Origin of the sequence: Halalkalibacter lacteus (assembly GCF_036663595.1) — a bacterium.
GTDB lineage: Bacteria > Bacillota > Bacilli > Bacillales > Bacillaceae_D > Halalkalibacter > Halalkalibacter lacteus.
In genome coordinates, this window is the sequence record NZ_JAWRVL010000023.1 from 1 (window position 1) to 18,447 (window position 18,447).

13 protein-coding genes and 1 pseudogene are annotated in these 18,447 nt (G+C 37.7%); 3 read left to right on the plus strand and 11 right to left on the minus strand.

What is annotated here, in order from left to right:
* The first annotated feature begins 1,081 nt into the window (after positions 1-1,081).
* Positions 1,082-1,264, plus strand: a complete 183-nt coding sequence (locus SAZ04_RS15730) for a hypothetical protein (RefSeq protein ID WP_332696936.1) — start codon at positions 1,082-1,084, stop codon at positions 1,262-1,264.
* 283 nt (positions 1,265-1,547) lie between these two features.
* On the opposite strand, the gene SAZ04_RS15735 is transcribed toward SAZ04_RS15730, so the two are convergent.
* The 4 genes from SAZ04_RS15735 to SAZ04_RS15750 form a co-directional block, all read right to left on the minus strand.
* Positions 1,548-1,706, minus strand: coding sequence for a hypothetical protein (locus SAZ04_RS15735; protein WP_332696939.1), 159 nt, complete (start codon positions 1,704-1,706; stop codon positions 1,548-1,550).
* 192 nt (positions 1,707-1,898) lie between these two features.
* On the minus strand, positions 1,899-3,191 hold the full coding sequence (gene dnaB, locus SAZ04_RS15740) for a replicative DNA helicase (protein WP_332696942.1): 1,293 nt from the start codon (positions 3,189-3,191) through the stop codon (positions 1,899-1,901).
* A complete protein-coding gene (locus SAZ04_RS15745; RefSeq protein WP_332696945.1) occupies positions 3,184-3,519 on the minus strand; it encodes a replicative helicase loader/inhibitor in 336 nt (111 codons plus the stop codon). The genes dnaB and SAZ04_RS15745 overlap by 8 nt, the downstream gene beginning before the upstream one ends.
* Positions 3,516-4,331, minus strand: coding sequence for a DnaD domain-containing protein (locus SAZ04_RS15750; protein WP_332696948.1), 816 nt, complete (start codon positions 4,329-4,331; stop codon positions 3,516-3,518). The genes SAZ04_RS15745 and SAZ04_RS15750 overlap by 4 nt, the downstream gene beginning before the upstream one ends.
* Before the next feature lie 761 nt (positions 4,332-5,092).
* Here SAZ04_RS15750 and SAZ04_RS15755 point away from each other — a divergent pair.
* Complete coding sequence (locus SAZ04_RS15755; protein ID WP_332696951.1) at positions 5,093-5,647, plus strand: hypothetical protein; 555 nt, start codon at positions 5,093-5,095, stop codon at positions 5,645-5,647.
* Between the two features lie 65 nt (positions 5,648-5,712).
* Here SAZ04_RS15755 and SAZ04_RS15760 read toward each other — a convergent pair whose 3' ends face one another.
* Positions 5,713-6,228, minus strand: a complete 516-nt coding sequence (locus tag SAZ04_RS15760; RefSeq protein WP_332696954.1) for an NUDIX hydrolase — start codon at positions 6,226-6,228, stop codon at positions 5,713-5,715.
* A gap of 273 nt (positions 6,229-6,501) precedes the next feature.
* Between SAZ04_RS15760 and SAZ04_RS15765 the strand changes: the two genes are divergently transcribed.
* Positions 6,502-7,230 carry a hypothetical protein gene (locus SAZ04_RS15765; RefSeq protein WP_332696956.1) on the plus strand — a complete coding sequence of 243 codons (729 nt, stop codon included), beginning with the start codon at positions 6,502-6,504 and terminating at the stop codon, positions 7,228-7,230.
* A 37-nt stretch (positions 7,231-7,267) separates the two neighbouring features.
* On the opposite strand, the gene SAZ04_RS15770 is transcribed toward SAZ04_RS15765, so the two are convergent.
* From SAZ04_RS15770 to SAZ04_RS15795, 6 genes and pseudogenes are all read right to left on the minus strand, one after another.
* Complete coding sequence (locus SAZ04_RS15770; RefSeq protein WP_332696958.1) at positions 7,268-9,733, minus strand: restriction endonuclease-like protein; 2,466 nt, start codon at positions 9,731-9,733, stop codon at positions 7,268-7,270.
* A pseudogene (locus tag SAZ04_RS15775) lies at positions 9,702-11,630 on the minus strand (MrcB family domain-containing protein); the annotation flags it as partial. The pseudogene SAZ04_RS15775 and the gene SAZ04_RS15770, both read right to left, overlap by 32 nt.
* A gap of 333 nt (positions 11,631-11,963) precedes the next feature.
* Complete coding sequence (locus tag SAZ04_RS15780; protein WP_332696960.1) at positions 11,964-12,758, minus strand: phosphoadenosine phosphosulfate reductase domain-containing protein; 795 nt, start codon at positions 12,756-12,758, stop codon at positions 11,964-11,966.
* Positions 12,759-12,897: 139 nt separating this feature from the next.
* Positions 12,898-13,851, minus strand: coding sequence for a hypothetical protein (locus SAZ04_RS15785; protein WP_332696962.1), 954 nt, complete (start codon positions 13,849-13,851; stop codon positions 12,898-12,900).
* A gap of 18 nt (positions 13,852-13,869) precedes the next feature.
* Positions 13,870-17,331 (minus strand): DUF6079 family protein, encoded by a 3,462-nt coding sequence (locus SAZ04_RS15790; protein ID WP_332696964.1) that lies wholly within the window; start codon positions 17,329-17,331, stop codon positions 13,870-13,872.
* A gap of 1 nt (position 17,332) precedes the next feature.
* Positions 17,333-18,226: a DUF4007 family protein gene (locus SAZ04_RS15795; RefSeq protein WP_332696966.1), complete on the minus strand. Its 894-nt coding sequence runs from the start codon at positions 18,224-18,226 to the stop codon at positions 17,333-17,335.
* Positions 18,227-18,447 lie beyond the last annotated feature (221 nt).

The following is an 18,447-nucleotide window of genomic DNA, read 5'->3' on the forward strand; positions in this document are numbered from 1 at the left end:
TTTACTAAATTACTAAAAGTTGACGAGATATCATGTATCTCTATTTCGCTTGGCTTTTGTTCAGTTTTCAAAGAACTCGTTAACCGCTGTTTCATCAGCGACATTTATTATCATAACATAACAATTTGTTCTGCGCAACAACTTTTTAAAAGTTATTTTCGCAACTCGTTACGAATCAATCAATCGTTCGTAGCGACAAGTAATAATATATCACAACAAATAATTCTGCGCAATAGTTAATTTAAAATTAATTTTTGCGGCTAGATTTAATAATCTATCATAATTCGACACGAATAGCAACAATCATTTGCGCTACTATACTTATACCACAGTTCTTTTTATATAAACTTTACCCCAACACAAGAAAAAGAAGACATTACTCTTTACATAAGTAAGCTTCTCCCATCGCTTTTACATGTTCACGCAAATAACAATTTCTGTACTTCCCCAATGCTCCTTAAAAAATTCAATTACTGACCCAACGAGACGGTTTTATGCTTCTTTCTGGTTAGAGAAAAAACGAAAGAAGCAAAAGATCCACCCCTCTTGCTTCTCTATTAAAAACAGATGGAAGCTGATCAGGTCACTCATGATCGTCTGCTCCAGCCAGTATTGGGGAATAATAGGATCAATCCAAACGAGAAAGGAGCTACATTTTGAACATAACTTCAATATCGTTTACCAATCCTCCAGTCTTTCATCAATTTCCCGCCATTTATGAAAACTTAGGTCTCCGCCAGTTTTCTTCTTATATATAACAGCCATTTAAATTTGATTACAGATTAGGGAAAACCAAAAGTGCAGAACATGCTAGCATTCGGTTTTAACCACAACAAGAGGATTTCCTTATTACCATCCCTAAAAAAATACTTGGGTTCGACACAGTAAGACTTGAGCAACTAAAGAGTTTGTTACTGGAACAAACGAAACCTCGGTTCATCGAAAAACTGAAATCCGAACCTCCAAAACAAAAAGTATTCCACACATATTCCGCCGTACTCGGAAAGAAACGGATTGATCAAGTATATAAATGTTCGTTTAGAAAATGCTAGTAAGAAAGGGTTTTTAGGAAGGAGAATGCATGATGAGTCATTTAAATGACCAAAACCAAATTCAACAGATGGCCGATTGGCTAAAAACAAATGTTGTGCATATTACGGAAGGATCAGTTAATAAAACGATGATTCGACATAGTCTCAGAATGGAATTTGACGTTCAAGATGAAGAAGTAGTCGATGAGGTGTATGATTTGATCACTGAATGAAAAGAGACAATCTCTGCTTTTTCAGGGCTGTCTTCACTCATTTTTTAGGGTTCACATCTGTTTTTTCCAAATTTCGAGCAGCGCCAAGCACTTTTTAATGGAAGAGGTCAAGAGTTCCGTTATTTCATCAAAAACTACCATTTTGAAAGGTTTGACGGACACAGAGTCCGCTATTTACAGAAGATTGCATTACACCCATAAAACACGAAATAGCGGAACCACAGTCCTCAAACTGCAATCACTGTTTTTGTCACAGATAACCAAGGAACTGTCCCTCCATCCCTCACCCCTTCCTCCCAGACCTCCCCTTCAACACCCGAACCTGCTGCTTAAGCAACTGGTTTTCTCTTACTAGTAATTCATTCTCCAACTGGTATTCGCGAATTTGCTTTTTCAACAGTGACAGATCGTACGCTACTTTTAATTGCTGGACTTCTCCCATTTATCGGCCTCCTTTTTTATAGACCACTGAAAAAGGGTGCTTTTCCTTTTTAGTGGTCCTTTAGGCAATGCGCGGAGCCGTTACCCTTTTTTGAAAGCCTTGCTATGAGTGGGTTTGTCATAGAAAGGCGTGTAACGTGCGGAGCCATTGCGCTTTTTCGAGGTACTTTTTCGCGCCCCCCTTTTTTTATTCTTATTCAGTAGCTATGCTTGTTGCTAAATTCACAAACCTTCCATATTCCTTCTCAAATAAGGCCTCCACCGTCCCAACTGGACCATTCCGTTGCTTTGCGACAATGATTTCAACTTTGTTTGGTTGATCCGTTTCATTGTCGTAATAATCATCGCGGTACAAAAAGGCAACAATGTCTGCATCCTGCTCAATGCTTCCCGATTCTCGGATGTCCGACATCATTGGCCGTTTCACTTGGCGGGCCTCAACCTTCCTTGATAGCTGTGAAAGGGCGATAATCGGGACGTCGAGCTCTCTTGCCATTGCTTTTAGAGAACGTGAAATGGAAGACACTTCTTGTTGGCGGTTTTCTCCTCGTTTGCTTGAGGATTGGATGAGCTGGAGGTAATCAATGATCACAAGATGGTCTCTGTTCGGGTATCGACGTTTGATTTCGTTTAGTTTGGAACGAATTTCAGAGACTTTGATACTCGGGTTATCGATGATTTCCATGTCCCATTTTTCAATGGATCCGATGGCGTTTACGGCTTGACGATAATCGGCAGCGGAAAAGAACCGTGTCGGGTTTTTCCATTTCATCCCGTCAATCCGTCCTTCTGCGTTAATCCACCTGATGGCCAGTTGTCTATCAGCCATTTCTAGGGAAAAGAACGTCGTCACTCCTCCCCTGCGGCAGTTGACAGCTCCCATCTGCAAGGCAAACGCCGTTTTTCCGACAGAAGGTCTCGCGGCGACAATGATCAGGTCCTGCTTTTGCCAGCCACCCGTCATTTTATCGAGATCGATGATGCCACTAGGTCTTCCTAAGAGATCCTCAGTTGGTTCATGCAACGTTTCGACGACATCAGCAAGGATCTCTTTTTTCGTCCGGTGTTGTTTCTTAATCGTCAGCTCCTGTATCTGTTGGAGCTCCGTTATCAGAGTAGCGATGGACTCATCATTTGCTTCATTGTGGAATTGTTCGGTGAGTTTCATGGCCGACCGTTTTCGAACATGTTCGAGGATCAATTCTTCGTAATGCTTGAAGTTGCTTGTTGTGGCGACGGCATTCATCAGATCAGATAGGTACGCCACTCCCCCAATCGATTCGAGGACATCGCGTAACATGGTGACGACAGCAACGATATCTGGAGGGGTTTCGGACCGTTCTAATGCTCGCATCGCTTGAAAGATGATCTTATGGCGGGCTTCATAGAAATGTTCTTCCTGTAGACTGCATTCATTAATGAGTTCAGGCTCAAGAAGGATAGCTCCAATAACAGCTTGTTCGGCGACGGATGCGTGCTCACTCATCTTCTGCCTCCGTCAATCCAAGCTGCTTGAACCGAGCTTGGAATTCTTCGATTTGCTCTTGGGTTGGTGGATTCTCAGCAGCACGTTTTTCAAACTCCAGCGTTTTTCTCAACACTTCGTTTTCCTGAAGTGGATAAGAGGCAATATCTGAAATCGTTGGCGGCCAAGGGTTGGTGATGATATACTCATTCAACCGTTTCATGACCCCAGCAAGATCCATTTGCAGTAAGGCCGGGACAAGGATTTTCATTTTTCGTTCCGTGAGTTCGTAGGATGGATAGACTTCGTGGATGGTTAGGAGAACTTCGGCTGCTTCCTCATTTGTCATGAAAAATCACCTCGTTTCACTCGTTCAAGTAAATGAGTTGGGGATGGTCGCGTTTGTCGCTTCTGGAAGTGGGTAACACTTGCTTCAATCGCTTGGATGGTCGTTAAGTTTTGATTCGACCATTTTTTCAAAATTCCTTCTGCATAATCCCAGCGTTTTTGCTTCATCAAAGCCTTTTTTATCGCAAGCATCACGACTTCTGGACTTAGCTCTTCTACCCAAAGAGCAATTGACTCTGCGATAAATGGATTCAGGACTCCGATGTTTTCTTCGTAAAAACGGAATACGACGGCGTATGGTTCTTGTTGTTGTTTATCTTCTTCTTGTTCTTTTTCTTGTTCTTTTTCTTGTTCTTCTTCTTGTCCACGTAACGTCGACGTATCGTCGTTTTCCGGGTAGAAGTTCGTGTAAAGTTCTCGAATCGACTCATTGGTCACGACTTGTCCAACATATTCAATAAGAGAATGATCCTTAACGTCCTCTAGTTCCTTCCGAATACAATCAAGCATCGGTTTGCCTCCACGCCCAAGGTTGTGCTTGCCCCAGTTCTTGATCGCAAGCTCCCTCGTTTCAGCATTGTAACGAATGAGCTCATGCTGGTGCAAAAAGCGCTCAAATAACAGCTGCACCGTTTCAACGGAGAAGCCTGTTTCAAAAGCCACTTGTTTCTTCGTAATCCGGTAGATGCCAATTTGAGTTACTTGCGGATTGGTGAGCAGATACATGAAAAAGAACTTATCCTCCGGTGTCATCTCCTCCATCACTTTTGGGTCATTCCAGAACCCTGTTTGAATCATACGGAATTTAGCCATATGAAGATCCTCCTATCGTATGTATGTCTTCATACTGTATATATAAAGCTAAGGTGATTTTTGATAGGAGGATTTTAAAAAAAGGTGACTTTTCGTGAATATATTTATAAGTTCTTGCAGATAAAAGTAGATATCGATAACAATAGCGGTTTTAGATTGCCTACTCCAGCGCTCTGATTTCCCTCATTTCTCTACCAAAATAGTTGACAACAGGTATTTTCATTTTGGGGAGTGCCTGGTCACTCCCCCTTGAGGCTAAAAAAATAAAAAATCTATATTTAGATTTCACTCCAATCCAATTGGCTAAACCTATTTGTTTTCGCCTTTCAACCTTTATTTCCTTTTATTCCCTTTATTGTTATCACCGCTAGCTGGAACTTTGCCGTGTAATTCTGGTGCATTTTGATTACGGCTGCCTTTATTATATTTTTTGGTCATATTTCACATCTCCTTTCTTAATTCTTTCTTCAGTTTATCCCTTTTTTGAAATCATATGTTTTTTCTATTCATATAATTGTAACTACTCACCCTAAAAAATAAATTACGATGATTAAGGGCGAATCTAACGATAAAAAAATAAAAAACACCTTCCGCGAAATGCGAAAAGCGTTGATAATACGCTGGCGTTTCTGTATGTATGATACTGGTCGTAATAAGCGTGCCTGTGCATCGAGACCCAAAGTGTTTCTGACATTTTTTAATAAACTTATCCACAAATGATAAACTCAGAATTGGACAATCTAAAAAAGGGAGGTATGAAAATGATCGCTTATTTTGGTACTATGAATAAAATTGAAGATTTTACTAGTGAAGTAAAGGTTCAAAACGTCAATAACGTTATTGGTACTATTGGATTTTGGCTTACATCTGATATTCATTCTGCTAAACCCTATGCAATAGGAACGGAGACGGTTTATCAAAAGTCAGAAACGGAATTTTGGGAAGATGGAAAACCTAAGGTTATTCAAGTTGAAAGGCGAGTAACTGGCTTTATTTACAAACTATATATAGATGAGCCAAACCTTAAAATATATGATTCTAATACCGTGGATTCGTATGACTTGTTTATGAATGATCGTGACAAATATTGTGAATATATTCATGCCGGAAAAAGAAACTTTACCTGGAAAGATGAGGCTATCCTTTTAAATATGGAGGAAGCCAATGAAAAATTTCGTAACAGCCTTATTCGTCAGGGGTATGAAGGCTTTGTCATTCAAAATTGCAAACTACAAAATGGGGTTACTGACTTGTATTGTCTTTTTTCATTAAAATCTCCGCTCATTTCAGATATTATACCGGTAGAAACTTTGTAGTGTGAAACAGTGCCTGTCCCCCAATCCACTAACGCTTAAAAACAGCGGGGGACCATACCCCACGGTTAACTATGACTACCCATGTATTTTCTCATATCAAATAATAATTCTATCAAACTCTTACGGTATGGTATAAATATTTCTTGGTCGATCATCGTTAAGATTTCTTCTTTTGTCGCCCACTTCACTCGTTGTACTTCCTCTGGCTGTAACGTTAATTCCCTAATATCAAGATCTACTTCAACGAGATAATAGTCATCAAATCCCACTTGAAAGTTTATCGTTAAAGAAGGTCTTATACCGTGTAAGTCAATTTTATAACCTAATTCTTCCAGTACTTCACGCTCCGCAGCTTGTTGGCTTGTATCCCCAGCAACGGCACTACCTCCCACAGTAATGTCCCACATATTGGCCCAACCACTCTTGAAAGGTTGTCTTTGCTGAATCAACATTTCCCCATTTTTGTTGAACATACACACATGAACGACTAGATGGTACGCATCTTTTTCAAAAGGGTCCCCTCTCCTCATCGTTTTACCTGTGACATTTTTGTCTTTATCATAGATATCCCAAAGTTCCAAAGTTATCTTCCTTTCAAATAGATTCCAGTCCATTAATCTTTCATTTTATAATAGCATATCATTCCCAAAAAAGGTGCCTGAATTCCAGTACACTAGTGGGGACAGGGACAGGCACACTTAAGCTTAGCGCGAACGAGATCAACTAGTTCATTCGAGATGGTGAAACTTGAGAGTTCCATCGAGACTTTTGCCTTGTTAGCAGAATAGCAATCTTTGAATCTAGAATAGGACAATTTCACCTTTTCATATACTTCCAACAAGGAGTTGGTGTATATGGACGAAAAAATCATCTTGATCCAACTTAACGATATACAACCTCTCTATACACCATATATAACACAAACATTTTTAACCCGAATGATATCAACATCAAATTATTTACAAACGTACGATTTAATCATCGCGGTCGAGAAAAATGAAATACCAGGAAAATACACATTAGTTGGCGGCTATGATAAGTACAAATTCTTAAAAGAACAAGGGCGAACCTATGCACCTTGTATCATTGAAAAATATTCAGGACCTGTCCAGCAGCACTTAAAAGTTATGAGAAGACTACACAATAAAGGAGATTCCTGGAGCAAAGATAACAAAACCAAATTACTAGCTAAGCTCAAAGATTTACCCGTCTCTTTTAAGACAATATTAAGAAGCACAGGATTCAAAAAAAATTATTTTCAAGACCTCCATTATCACGACGATGTGGAAGACGAATATAAAAATAGTTATGCAACAATTACAACATTGAACTGGATAGTTCAACAACCTTTCACTCAATTGGTCAAAGAATTCCTTTACAAAAGAGCCTGTCTAAAAAAAGGAAATCCTCAGAGACTAACGCAAGAAAAAGTGAAATTTATTGATTATATATTAAAAAGTGTTAGGAAATTTAATAAATTAACTGAAGAGGAACAAATCAAAGTACTAAAACGCTGCATGTCTTTTAAAGGTGAGTTTGTAGGTATCATTCAAAACATGATCGATGACTTTTTAGATAAGTAATGAAGCCTACGGGAATGTAGGCTTCTAGTGTGCTAGGTTAATTCTCAATCACCCGCAAAACCTCTCGAAATACCCCACTCGGCTTCCTCCGCAACTCCTCATACCCAACCACTTTATAAAACTCACCCTTCACAATCACAACCTGACTCTCTACCCCGTTCATCCGAACCTCAACATCCTTAAACCGATAACTTTGCACCTCACTCGCCTTATCCAACTGTTCCGAATCCAACTCAACCGTAATCCGATCCGACACTCTCCTCAGCATCCTCCAAACCGCCAGCTCATCCTTTGATTTCATAAAGAGCTCCGGCAATTCCTTCGCTTCCTTTAAATGAGTCAACGTTGTCATCGCATACCCAGCAATGCCATAGTTCACAGGCTTAATCACATCAGGTAGATTGATCCACGATTCAACCGTAAACTGAACAGAGCCCTCATCACGAACCGCAACATCCTTCACCTTCCCATAACTCCACACACCGTTTCGAGCCATCCCAGCTTCCTTACTCACATACAGTGCCACATATGCTGCTTCCTGCCACCCTCTATTCAACGCACCTATATCCAACACAAACGAAGCCTCCTGCATACATCTCCGGTATTGCTCCTCCGTTGACACCACTCCAACTAGCACCTTTTCATCCATAGAAGATTCCCAATCGTCCCTCGTTCCTCTTGGTAAGATCCCTTCCTTTTGAATCTCCTCTGGACTTTTCTCAATTAAATGCTCCACAAATCGTTCCACTAAATCCGAGGCTGATGGCAAAAACGGCAGACCTCCGATATTTACTTCATCAATACTTTTATAAAAATGATGCTCTGAATAGATCGCTTCATCTTCCCACGGAAACAACACATATGCCCCAAACGCTGTGCGCTCATAAGGACCCTTCTGCTTGGCCACAATCGAGTCACGATACCGGTGCATCGTATTAATATCTTCTTCTAATGGCCCAGGAGTTTTGTAGCGACCTCCGTAATAACTATCCTCCACCGCAAAATCAATTCGGTACTTCGCATCAAACACATAATTAAAGGAGTAGCCCTTCCCTTTCTTTGCAATACTTAGCACACTATCTGGTTTTTGCGTCGTTGTCGGATTTTTCTCCGTCATCTGATACGTTAAAATGATTTTCTCATCCGTCACGGGGTGCTTGAACACTCGTTTCGCTGATTGGTTTGTATCTAAGCGAACAAACAGTCCGTCCCGATTCACCTTGACGATATTTTGACTCACCGAAATGTATTTCCTCCGCAATAGTTGTCCAAGCTTCAAGAACGTCCACACTTCATAAAGCTCCGCAACATCCTTCACTGACATTTGATAGAGCTTCCCTTGCAAGGCAAGACCTTTTGAAACGGTTAAATAAATTTGAAATGCATCGCGGTATCCTGGTGCCATCTGCAACACAAGACTCATCACCGAGCGGTTCAACACCCCGACTTCCTTCCAAAACGGGTTCTTCTTTTTCACGCTAAGCTTATGGATCATCTCTTTCACTTTCTCCAACAGCTCTTGATCCGCCTCAACCTTCCGCCACTTCTGAACGGTGAGCTTGTCATACAAATACTCAAGCTTCTCCATTAACCGTGTCATCATCCATTTTACATAACGGTTTTCAAGTGTATCGTAAGTTAACTCTTTTTTAATCTTTAACCCTTCCCTTGGCATCACCGTCTGATCCGCAACCCTCACACCATTTTTTACTTCGACAAACACATGCGGATTCTTTCGTAGATAACTGCGACCTCTTGAATCGAGTCGCTGCAGCTGATCCCCTCTCGCTTTCTCATGCTTCTTCACCAGCTTATGATGCGGCTGCCGCTCAATTCGTTCAATCGCTCGTAAAAATGATTGAAAATGAACCGTTATCAATCGGTAAAACTCCGTCAAAGATGGTTGTCCATCAAGCTTCACCTTTGCCCCTAAGTACGTCTTTTTCAAAAAATGATAAGCCAGATTATAAATCTCATCATTCACTTCTTCTAATAACCTTTGGTAATCTCGTTTGTAATCAAGCTTCGACGGAAAGACTTCCAACGTCACTTGCAGTAATGATTCGCGCTCATCTCGAATTTCAAACGTCGAAAGCCCTACTTCATTTTGAAACTGAAGATTGCCCATTAATAGATAGGACGTCCCCAGTTTGACCCGGCTGATCGCTTTCCGAAGCCCAGGATGATCATGATAAAACGTCAGCTCCTGTTCTCCCTTTGGATGAATGATGACTTGATACACACTATTTTCAAAGAAAATCGGTCGCAGATTCGAATCACGGACAAGTGCTTGCTGATCGACGTCATACACCAACACCTGCTCCACCGATTCCCCGCGCCAATCAAATTGCATGACATCATGAAAATCTAGTTTGCGATACTGTTGCAATCCCTCGTACCGTTCATGATATGGTCTTCCTTTTATAACAAGTGAGAACGTTGATGTTTCAATGACAACCAGCTCAACTTCCTTAGGAGCTGATCCAGAAGGAAGTAAAGCCATCGTCTTCTAACCTCCTCATCATCTCTAACACCTTTTCCGCACTCTTTGGATACACGCCATATGTCACATCCTCCATCGACGCATCCTGAACAAACTCAATCTCCTTATTCGTAAACAGTTTAAACAACGCCTTCAGCACTCGCTCAATCCTCGTGTCACTCCCAGATAAGCGCGGCAAGATCTTTTGTAAAATGCAATAATCCAGAGCTTCTTTACGTTCTATAAGCTTGCTTTCCTCGTTATAAGCAAGGTAAAAACAAATCTCATCGCGCACACGATAGCCAATGTTTGCTGAATTGATTTGTATGACATTGTTGATCTCCACCAGAACATCCGTCACCTCTTCTACGAGCTCCGGATAGGCCGTATACACATCCTTTAAATGAAGATATTTCGTCGCAAACACATCATTATGTAAAACAACCGCGTCCTTCTCCTCTATATTTAACAAAAACTGTAGGTAATCAAGCTTCACCCGATTAAACTCAAGCGTATTCGCCCGGTCCAATACCTTCTTGCTGAAAGGATGAGTCGTTTCATCCATATTTACCGTTCCAATGATGTACACATTCGCAGGAAGATAAATCTCTTTTCCCGCAATCTCCTCTGAAAGAATCGTCGATGTGATCAGCTTTCCATCCTCCCACTTCCGAATTTCCATCACACTAAGCAAGTCACTAAAATAATGCTCCACCCGCGCCAAGTTCATCTCGTCTAGTAAAACAAAATAAGGACGGTCGGGATGATCAATGGCTTCTTTCAACACTTTCGTCAAAGGACCTTCTTTAAAATCCCCCTTGATGTCCGTATATCCAAGTAGATCCGATCCATCACTCCAATCGGGGCGAACAGGAATTAAGGCAAATTGACCGTTTTCTTCTGTTGCTCCTACACTTTCGGCAAACCACTGAACGATTTTAGTTTTTCCTGTGCCGGATATCCCCGATAAGATGACAAAGGGTTTGGTTTTTAAGGAGAAAAAGAAATTGATGAGTTCTTCTTTTTCATAGTAAAAGCCTTTGCTTGTTATGTAGGAATGCACATGCTCAATCACATCTCTAGAATTCATCAACTTCCCACCCTCTTCCGCAACAGGAGATACACCAGGACTCACTTCATCATACTGTCTCTTTAAAGCGATATACTCCTCGTAATAGGATGTCATCTTTTCTAAATCCTGAACAAGTTCCGCTTCAGAAGGCATCTCATCAACTGAGTATTGAATATAAGCAGCTGTCGAATACGCATAATCGCGTGCCCGTTTGGATGGACCAAGATCAATCTGGTCATCCTTTATTACCTTTAGATCCATATCAATCTTAGAGCGAATCTCTTGGTTGATCGCAGCCATTTCGTCTTTTGTTGTTTCCGTTACTCCTTGAGCCAGCGTTAAGTAAAGCTGTTTCATATCCTCACTAAACAGATAAACGATGTAATATCCACGCTGTGTTGAAGTGGTAATCGCATTGTTCATAATCGCAACCCATGGAACGATCGCCCAGTTGCCTTGTCCAACAGAGCCGGTTACTGTATAGGTTGAGTGAATAAATGGTAGGCTCCTAATCTCGTTAGGTACCTCGTTTCGAAGGACAGAGCCCATTGGGTTGCCCGCGAAGGATTGTTGTCTGGCTTTTATGTAGTTGTTCATGATATGTAAGAATTGATTGCGGAGATTGGTGGTCATGGTTGGTTGCTCCTTGTACTCATACAGTTTTATTAATGGATTCAAGTTATCATCAATTAGGGATACTTGCTGAAGCCAAGATATGATATGATTCGTACGCCTTTTGGCTACAGACTCAACCATTAGGTTATCTCCCATTGAATTACGAACAAGATGTAGGATTTCTTTCTCTTCATCTGACTTATGATTTTCAGCTACAGCTTCAACATATATACCTTCTTCGTCCACTTTAGTAATCTGATATAGATTCCCTGATGATAGATCTTTAACTGAATTGATTCTTTTCGCTAATCAATAAGAATTTTCATATCATTACTGCATTTTCCATCTATGTAAATAACCCCTTTACTTGTTTATTTCAGTGGTAAAGGGCACATAAGAATAAGATAAACAATTGAGCTTCACTCACATTTATTCATTTTATAACATATTATCTAGTTTAACATTTACAATTATTTAATGGTTACTCCAATAAAAAACACCTAGGCTAAGAGACCTAGATGTTTAAACAATAAATTATAGTTTCTTAATCCTAAACCACAATTCCTACGCAATATATTCACTTTTACTCTCTTCAATAAAACAAGCACAACCACCAAAATCAAAAAGATCATAATTAGTTTCTTTTGACTCAATTTCACTTCGAAACTTCTTTAAAGTAAGTGGTTCAATCTTTTTATTTCGCTGTCTTCTTAATATGGTTACATCTTTTTTTAAATAAGAAGCAATTTCTAATTCTTTTTCTTCATGATATTTATACCTATCAGGCATATGTTCTAATAGATTAGCAAAATGTGCTTGTCCAGCGCGAACACAGAAACCTCCACAATTATTATGACTAAACCCTAGATCATATAACCTTGGCTTTTTAATTCCCAACTTTTCTAACTGATTAATCATTTCATCCTTAGTAATGTAAGGTTCCTCGCATAAAGGTGCAACTATTTTATATGGTAGCCAATTCTTTTTCACCTTAATCAATCGTTGAGATTCTGTCCAATCGATCCCGATGTACAATGTGACTTCTTCCGGCTGATAGTTCTCCTCAATCCATTTCCTAGCTGGCTCTTGTTTAAGAACTCTAGAACATGGTGCAATTCTAGAATTACCAAGGTATTTAATATCCTTAAATACCTCCCACACATCTCTACCGTCACATAATCTAACAAAGGTAACTCCTAAATGTTCTTTAGTTTCCTCAATAAACCTATAGAGATCTTCGTCCTCTGTCAAGGTATCAGTAAATAATAGGATAATGTCCTTTGAATTCTCTTTCTCCATGACTCTCTTTACAGTCATAAAGCTTCCAATACCTCCTGAGTACATAACGATATGCTTCATCCAAATCACCCTTTCGAACGTGTGTTCTATATAGTGATTTTAACACTGGTTATTATAAGGATCAACACCGGATATAATTTTCTGAAATTAATTAACAAAAAAAGTTAACAGGTATAAGTCCTGTTAACTTTTTTGTTAATTATGAAAATGAACAAACACAAGGAATGGTTTCATCTTTTGAAAATAAATACTTTTCTATCCCCACGTGTTCCATTTCTTCTCTAAACTGTTTAAGACTATAACTAGTTCCATTCTTTTTTAATATTGTAACGAATTTCTCTTTTTCAAAATATTCATTGAACCGATTTTCCATTTCCTCTTGCTCTTTATATTGATCTGGCCATAAAGCATAGAGAGTCGCATAATGCTGAAGACCACCTCTAACGCATCTACCACCACAGTTAGCATGAGAAAAGCCGTAAACATTATTTTCAACCAACAATTTTGCTAACGCATTGTTCTCTTTTTCAGCCTTTTCAATAGCTACGGTATACATTCTAGGAAGCTTAATTCCCCACTCATGTTCTATAATACCTTTTGCATCAATGTCCTTGCGATGTGTCTCAATTAAAGGAAACCGGGACTCTATTGCCTCAATTGGGTAATGTTCATAAAATGAACGAATTCCAGCAGCTTTTCTTATATTCTCATCTCGGCTTTCAGGTGTTATCAGAATACTATCTTCCAAGAATTCATCGTTACCTCTCCGGTGTTTTTCATGGGGGGCTATCCCAAAGTAAAGAATTGGTTCTAGATTCTCATTATCTCTAAGTTCTTCCATGTAGACTAACGTTTGTCTCACCTTGAGTTCTTCAGAGCATTTGGCTAACCTAGAGTTTCCTAGGAATTTATAATCATAAAAAACTTCTTCTGGAGTTCTTCCATCAACAACCTCTGTCACTTCAATTCCAATATATTCCGCAATTTCTTCCATAAACCTGTAGTTGTCATCATCTTCCCATAATGTATTTGTAAAGAACAATTTACAATTTTCTCTACCATGGGCTTGTACCATTTGATAGGCAACGTAGGCACTTCCTGCACCACCGGAAAACATTGCTATGTGAACGGGTTTACGGTTATTTTGAGACAATTTAAGCTCACCCACTTATTATTCTACATATTTGTCTAACAATCTATAGATCATATATTCTAATTCTTTTTTAGGGATATTTCTACCCGCATTTTGAATCATTCGGTCTACGTTTTTATAAACAGTATTAGTTTTAACGGAAAACTCCACCTTAGAGATTACTTTCTTTTCTCCTGCAATGTCTATAGAAATGAATTCTTCTTGATGGACACTTTCCTCAATTGTTTCTTTGAAATCAATAGCCTCTTTAAAATCACTAGTTAATTGATTAAAAAATAAATTATACGTAGTATCGGACCAGTCATTTACGTGTACACCTATATATTCTTCTATGAATTGACTTAACCAAATATCTTCACTATCAACCCTTAGGATAACTTTAACCAACTTATTGTTTTTTTTCAAATATTCGTGTCTACTTATTGCCCAATCTCTTAATTCTTCAAAAGATGTAACATCACAAGTTTCAAAAAATCTAGAAATGATACCATCTTTAAATATGTCCAAGTACTTCTCAGCATAGCCTTTAATACGTAACAATTCACCTTGATTATTGTCAATAAATTCAGAATATAATTCAGCTATACTTTCTTGTGGTTTTACCTCTGTTTTACGGATACAATCCCTTAACCAAGCAAAATCCTGCTCTACTGAATTCGACAGCTGTGTCAGCCTAGGTAAAGATCGCAGCCACTTCAGTAAAGTACCACAAGTTTTAATTAAACGAGATTTCCCCTCTAATCTTTCTTCTAAATAGTCCTCAAAATTCTCCTCAATATAATTAAAAAGTTCAATATATTCCTCATCAAATTTTTCATATACATATTGGTAATTTTCAGGGCCTTCCTCATATAAAATTTCAAATAATGTTTCACCATTTAAACCGGAGATATACATTTCATTTCTATACAACATAAATTCATTCCATCGATCTCTTAGCATTGCAACGAGCAAAATTGGAATGATTGGTTTTCTTACACCAAACGGAGAATCTGTGAACACTTTAATAATTTCATTTAATGAGCCTTTAGGATTTTCATCAAGCAAATTTATTATCTTATTGCGAATAAGCTTATAATACTCATTCTGAATTTCTTTATAATCATTAGCATTTACATTTTGATTAAAGCTACCATTCCTCTTGAAAATGGAAGCGAAAATTGCATAATCAGGACCATTTCCAACGATACCAAACTGTTCATCTCTAGGATTTAATATTACCCCGTTAACAACTGAAATGGCAGCTTTCCTCTGAGCAGACGTAATATTTATTCTGTTAAAAGAATCATTTAAGATAACTGGTGTGGATCCATATAACTCAAAACAAATTCCTGAAAGCAAATTAGAAAATTCAATTATATCTTTTACCTTTATTTCATCATTATTAGCGAACCAAATAATGTCATCCTTAAATTCTATTAATGATGATAGATAGTCAGATATCACATGGTTTACTTCTTCTAACATTAACGTTAGCTCTTCTTTAATCCCCTTATCTTCAGCTAATAGGGCTTTATCATTGAGGAAATCAAGTATGATATAACTCTCTACGATATCATCCATAATAATATCTAAAGGTGTTGAATGAATTGCATAGATTACTTTATTCTGTAAATCGTTTTTTCGAATTTGCTCCTTTATTTTTATTATGTCGTTATCTTCATTAAGAATAATATATAGTATTGTTATATCAGACTTGTTAACTACGTCCATGTTAAGTTTTGACAATTCATTCCCAAGTAAGATCTCAACTTTTGCAAAGCGCGTCATCTCTTTAATGTCGTTATACTCTTCAGGGAAAAAGTATTTTTTAGCTAGGTTTTGATTTAAAACTGAGAGAATATTTTTCGGTTTCAAATCAAAATTGTTTTTTCGTGTTTGAATTCTTTCTTGAATATTTATTGCGCTCCCGGAATTAATTTCCCAATAATCATTAACTCTATTAAACCTAACTACTTTATGTCCAGCTAGCACAGCAAGTAAGCTTTTTAATTCTTCATTACCTATTTGCATGGCAAAACTCAAAAAGTCATCTGACAGCTTTTGTTGATTTTGCAAGCCACATAAATTCCACAAAGAGACAAACTTCAATGTATTTATAGCTAACTTTCGATCTTCAATATCATCAGGAATTCTTGCTAATGATTTTTTATACATTAATAGGTGTTCTCTTACTTCACTATCAGCGTCTGTATCACTTAGGTTAGGAAAGAAATAATCAAAAAGCTGATATGACTTATAATAATCATCTGATTTAGTCATATGATTTTTAAGTCCACCAGTTTCTTCACTTTCAAGAAATGTAAATAACGTTCTCTCATTCTGTCCGAAAATCCCCGACAAGTTAGGCAATAAATATAAAGCAATTGGGTGCATTGGATACATCGCTTTAATTATTTTTTCTTCTCGATCAGTTGGGTTTAAACTCGGAAATAAAGGATATCTCTTCAATCTACTTAGTGTATTCTCATATTGATTACCAGTAACAAGAGGTTTATTAGTAATGTTCTCAGTTAGTATAACTTCTGCGATCTTTAAGAATGTGACTTGATCACTTGTGATGTGATACTGTGAAAATCTTTTTTCAATTCTTTGAAACTCTTTTGAGACATCGTTATTATTACCTGTAAAGTACTGCCTAAAGCTCTTATGAGTAATAAGCATTAGTTGTAATGCTTGACTACGACTCACAATTTCTGCAAGATCCTGTATATCTTGCATAGTTTCATTTAATTTAGAAGGATCTAATCCTTGTAAAAACCGCCCAAATTCGTCATAAACAATAAAAACCCCAATATTTTCTTCATCTAATTTGCCCGACAAATATTCCATTTGCGAAATGAAATCATCATTATAACCAACGCCAAAAGATGCACCTGAAGTTAATAAAGGATAAAGATTTGAAAAAAATAAAATCTCTTCTTCATTTTGTTTCTTAATTTCAGATACCCAGTCTTCATATCGCTTACCATTGTTTTCTAATTCATTAATGAATCTATTGTAAGTATCCGGAAACTCCTTCTTCCAGGTACTGATCGAATCAATAATTTTCTCACCTATACCCGGTAAGATGACATCAACATTTACTATTTTTAATGTTTTAATGATATTTGATAAAATAGCTTCACGGAAACGTCCTTCATTTCCAGATAATAACACAGGTAAATATCTACGTTCTAACTTACTTGCACTTTCAATTTGATCAGCAATGTAGTCATCAAAATGTTTAAATTTATTAATCAGTTTTTCTACTGCAGTAGTTGACGTTGAGCTTGAAACGATACTACTTACAACTGTTGCAAGTAATGATTTACCTGTTCCATATGGCCCTATAACAATGTGTGAACTATTAGCATTATTATTGAACCCATTAAGAATTCCCTTAAGGGCTTCAGCATGTGATGGACTAGGTATATACCTATTAACAAACTCATCATTACCAACATCAAATTTTATATTAACACTTGTCTTAAATGACATCTTAAACTGTCACCTGCCCCATAGAGAAATCATACTCATGACAAAGATAATCGAAAGGAGAAACTCTCGGCAACCGTATATTATCGAGATTATTAGTTCGAACATACTCAAGAGGAAATTGCTTATGATTGGTTAACTTATTTAATGCCTCTATAATATTATTTCTTGATAAATTAAAAACTTTCCCCAATAGAAAACTTTCACTTGTAATCTCATCTAGACTAATTAAACTAACATCATTCTCTTCTCCGTACGATAAAAGGACATAATACAATGCTATAAATCCAATATCATCAACTGTGGGTGTTACTTTACGAACATTCTCGTGCCCTTCTTCAGATGGCTCTTCTTTTAATAGCCTTAACTTATTAAAAGGACTGAAGATAAAATCTTCAGGATCATCCTCACCTGCCTGCTTAGTATATAACTGTACTAGACAATCTATATCCCGCTTTAACGATTTTGGAGATACACCCTTATCATTATTGTTAACCCATGTAATAAACGACTTTAATAAGCTATCTCTCTGTGTAATAGTTTCCTTGTAAGTATTGAAATACCAACTAAATACAGTTGCCAAATCCTCACGATTTCTCACTAAATGATAATGTAGTATAGAAACAGAGTCGTTTCTTTGTAATAAACGATCTTTATGATAAAGTAAAGTTCCTAATTCAGTTAAATGATGTTCTGTTGGTCCATTCGTCTTATCTTCTTTAATAACTTCAGTCGCTAACATCCAAAACCTTAATGATTGAACCATATTTTTCCCTAAACCAATTTCTTCAGGGCCCTCATCTCCATAAAAGAATCTCGGGGATTCATTTATCGCCTTTAGACCTTTACTGATCCATTTATCTCTTAAATAAAAGCTTTGATGTCTAGCATATGCCATAACAATAATCTTCCTTTCATCACTTCTGGTAAGGGTTGTCCAGTAATGATTATACATGAAAATAGTAAGTTAGTTAAGCATAAAGCATTTTTTACAAACGTTCGTTCGAAAAAATATCAAATTAAAGCAATAAGACAAACAAACATACTTGATGTTCTTCACACTACCGCACTTAATATAATAATTTACCCATTTTTGCAATAAAGTGCCCACAACCATGA

Coding starts and splice junctions, on each gene's coding strand:
- SAZ04_RS15730 (WP_332696936.1), top strand. CDS start 1,082: ATGATGAGTCATTTAAATGACCAAAACCAAATTCAACAGATGGCCGAT.
- SAZ04_RS15765 (WP_332696956.1), top strand. CDS start 6,502: ATGGACGAAAAAATCATCTTGATCCAACTTAACGATATACAACCTCTC.
- SAZ04_RS15795 (WP_332696966.1), bottom strand. CDS start 18,226: ATGGCATATGCTAGACATCAAAGCTTTTATTTAAGAGATAAATGGATC.
- dnaB (WP_332696942.1), bottom strand. CDS start 3,191: ATGAGTGAGCACGCATCCGTCGCCGAACAAGCTGTTATTGGAGCTATC.
- SAZ04_RS15745 (WP_332696945.1), bottom strand. CDS start 3,519: ATGACAAATGAGGAAGCAGCCGAAGTTCTCCTAACCATCCACGAAGTC.
- SAZ04_RS15790 (WP_332696964.1), bottom strand. CDS start 17,331: ATGTCATTTAAGACAAGTGTTAATATAAAATTTGATGTTGGTAATGAT.
- SAZ04_RS15750 (WP_332696948.1), bottom strand. CDS start 4,331: ATGGCTAAATTCCGTATGATTCAAACAGGGTTCTGGAATGACCCAAAA.
- SAZ04_RS15735 (WP_332696939.1), bottom strand. CDS start 1,706: ATGGGAGAAGTCCAGCAATTAAAAGTAGCGTACGATCTGTCACTGTTG.
- SAZ04_RS15755 (WP_332696951.1), top strand. CDS start 5,093: ATGATCGCTTATTTTGGTACTATGAATAAAATTGAAGATTTTACTAGT.
- SAZ04_RS15770 (WP_332696958.1), bottom strand. CDS start 9,733: ATGGCTTTACTTCCTTCTGGATCAGCTCCTAAGGAAGTTGAGCTGGTT.
- SAZ04_RS15780 (WP_332696960.1), bottom strand. CDS start 12,758: ATGAAGCATATCGTTATGTACTCAGGAGGTATTGGAAGCTTTATGACT.